1 protein-coding gene is annotated in these 2,166 nt (G+C 71.4%); it reads right to left on the reverse strand.

All coding sequences use genetic code 11. From position 1 onward, the window contains the following. Nucleotides 1–14: 14 nt before the first annotated feature. Entirely contained in the window at nucleotides 15–2,105 is a 2,091-nt protein-coding gene (locus VGT06_00365) for a thioredoxin domain-containing protein (protein HEV8661586.1), read from the reverse strand. Between the last annotated feature and the right edge of the window lie 61 nt (nucleotides 2,106–2,166).

Consider the following 2,166-nt stretch of genomic DNA (forward strand, 5'->3'; position numbering starts at 1 on the left):
ACGCGCGAACGCTGCTAGCCGGCCGGCCGGCCGGCCGGCCCCGCCTCCGGCGCGCCCTGCTCCAGGAGCGCCCCGAGGGCCCCGGGGTCCGTGACCGGCGCCGAGCAGGTGAAGTTCCGGCAGACGTACGCCGTCACCTGGCCGTCCACGGCCCGCTTGCCCTCCAGGAGGGGTCCCGCGAAGGCGGGGGCGGGTGCTCCCGGATCCGCGTGGGCCAGGATCCGGTTCGGCAGGTACCGGCGGTGGACGACCTCCACCATCGCCCGCGTGGCGGGCGCCTCCCGCGGTCCCACCAGGACCACCTCCACCGGGCCGCGGGTCGCGAAGTCGAGGGCCAGGAGAAGGTGCGCGAAGCCCGATGGGGTCTGCTCCATCGGCCGGAGCAGCGAGCGGAAGACCCGGTCGGCCATCCGCCGGTAGGCCTCCTCCCCCAGGGCCGCGGCGAACCGGAGGAGGTTCAGCGTGGCCACCGCCGTCCCGGAGGGGATGGCCTCGTCGGAGGCCGACTTCATCCGAGCCACGAGCCGCTCGTGGTCCTTCGCCGTGAAGAAGAATCCCCCCTCCGCCTCGTCCCAGAACTGCTCGAGCGTCAGGCGGTGCAGCGCCTCCGCCCGTGTGAAGAAGCGGGAGTCCAGCGTGGCCTCGTACAGGTCGAGGAGCGCCGCCGTGAGGAAGGTGTAGTCATCCAGGTAGCCGCCGAGCTTCGCCTCCCCCGCCGTCCAGGTCCGGAGCAGCCGCCCGTCCCGGGTGAGGTGCCGCTCGATGAAGTCTGCCGCCCGCACGGCCGCCTCGAGCGCCGCCCCGTGGCCCAGGGTGGCCCCGGCCGCCGCGCAGGCCGAGATCATGAGGCCGTTCCAGGCGGTGAGAATCTTCTCGTCCCGACCCGGCTTGACCCGGGCATCCCGCGCACCGAAGAGCTTGCACTTGACCTGCCCGAGGAGCATCGCGATCTCCTCGGGGCTCTTCCCGAACCGGTTGGCGAGCTGCTCCGGCGTCGCCACCACGTGGAGGATGTTCTTGCCGTGCTCCCAGTTCCCGGCCTCGCTCACGCCGAACGCCCGGCAGCAGACTTCCCCCAGCTCGGGCCCCAGCACCCGGAAGATCTCCTCCTTCGTCCAGACGAAGAACTTCCCCTCCTCCCCCTCGCTGTCCGCGTCCTGGGTGCTGTAGAAGCCGCCGTCCGGGTGAGTCATCTCCCGGAGGACGTACCCGACGGTCTCCCGGGCGATCCGGGCAAAGAGGGGGTCGCCGGTCACCTGGTGCGCGTGCAGGTAGACGGGGATGAGCTGCGCGTTGTCGTAGAGCATCTTCTCGAAGTGGGGAACGAGCCACCGCGCGTCCACCGAGTAGCGGTGGAACCCCCCGCCCACCTGATCGTAGATCCCCCCCTCGGCCATCTTCCGAAGGGTGAGGGTGACCATGTCCAGGGAGAACCGGTCCCCGCGCGCGCCGGCCCGCAGGAGGAGCTCGAGCGCCGAGGGGTGGGGGAACTTGGGGGCCCGGCCGAAGCCGCCGTGGACCGGGTCGACGGTGCGCGAGAGGGCGCGGACCGCCCCCTCCACCACCGCCGCGTTCGGCTCGGCCGAGGAGGCCGGGAAGCGGTTGAGGTGGCTCAGGCCCTCGAGGAACTGCCCGACGGCGGTCCGGACCTCGCCCCGCTCCTCCCGCCAGATCCGGGCGACCGAGAGGAGGACCCGCGTGAAGGAGGGCAGGCCATGCCGGTCCTCGGGCGGGAAGTAGGTCCCGCCGTAGAACGGCTCGCCGTCGGGCGTGAGGAAGACCGTGAGGGGCCAGCCCCCGTGCACCCCCATCATCTGCACCGCGCTCTGGTAGATCCGGTCCAGGTCGGGCCGCTCCTCCCGGTCCACCTTGATGCAGACGAAGTGCTGGTTCATCAGTTCCGCGATCCGGGGGTCCTCGAACGACTCGCGCTCCATCACGTGGCACCAGTGGCAGGCGGCGTAGCCGATGCTGAGGAGGATGGGCTTGTCCTCCGCCTTGGCCCTCTTGAGGGCCTCCTCTCCCCAGGGGGACCAGTCCACGGGGTTGTGGGCGTGCTGCAGGAGGTAGGGACTCGTCTCGTCGATCAAGCGGTTCGTGTTCACACCGGTACCGTACCCACCACGTCGCGTTGCCGCTTCGGCGGGCTCGACGCTAGCCTTTTTC

The sequence above is a fragment of the Candidatus Methylomirabilis sp. genome (assembly GCA_036000645.1).
In the GTDB taxonomy this organism is placed as follows: Bacteria; Methylomirabilota; Methylomirabilia; order Methylomirabilales; family JACPAU01; genus JACPAU01.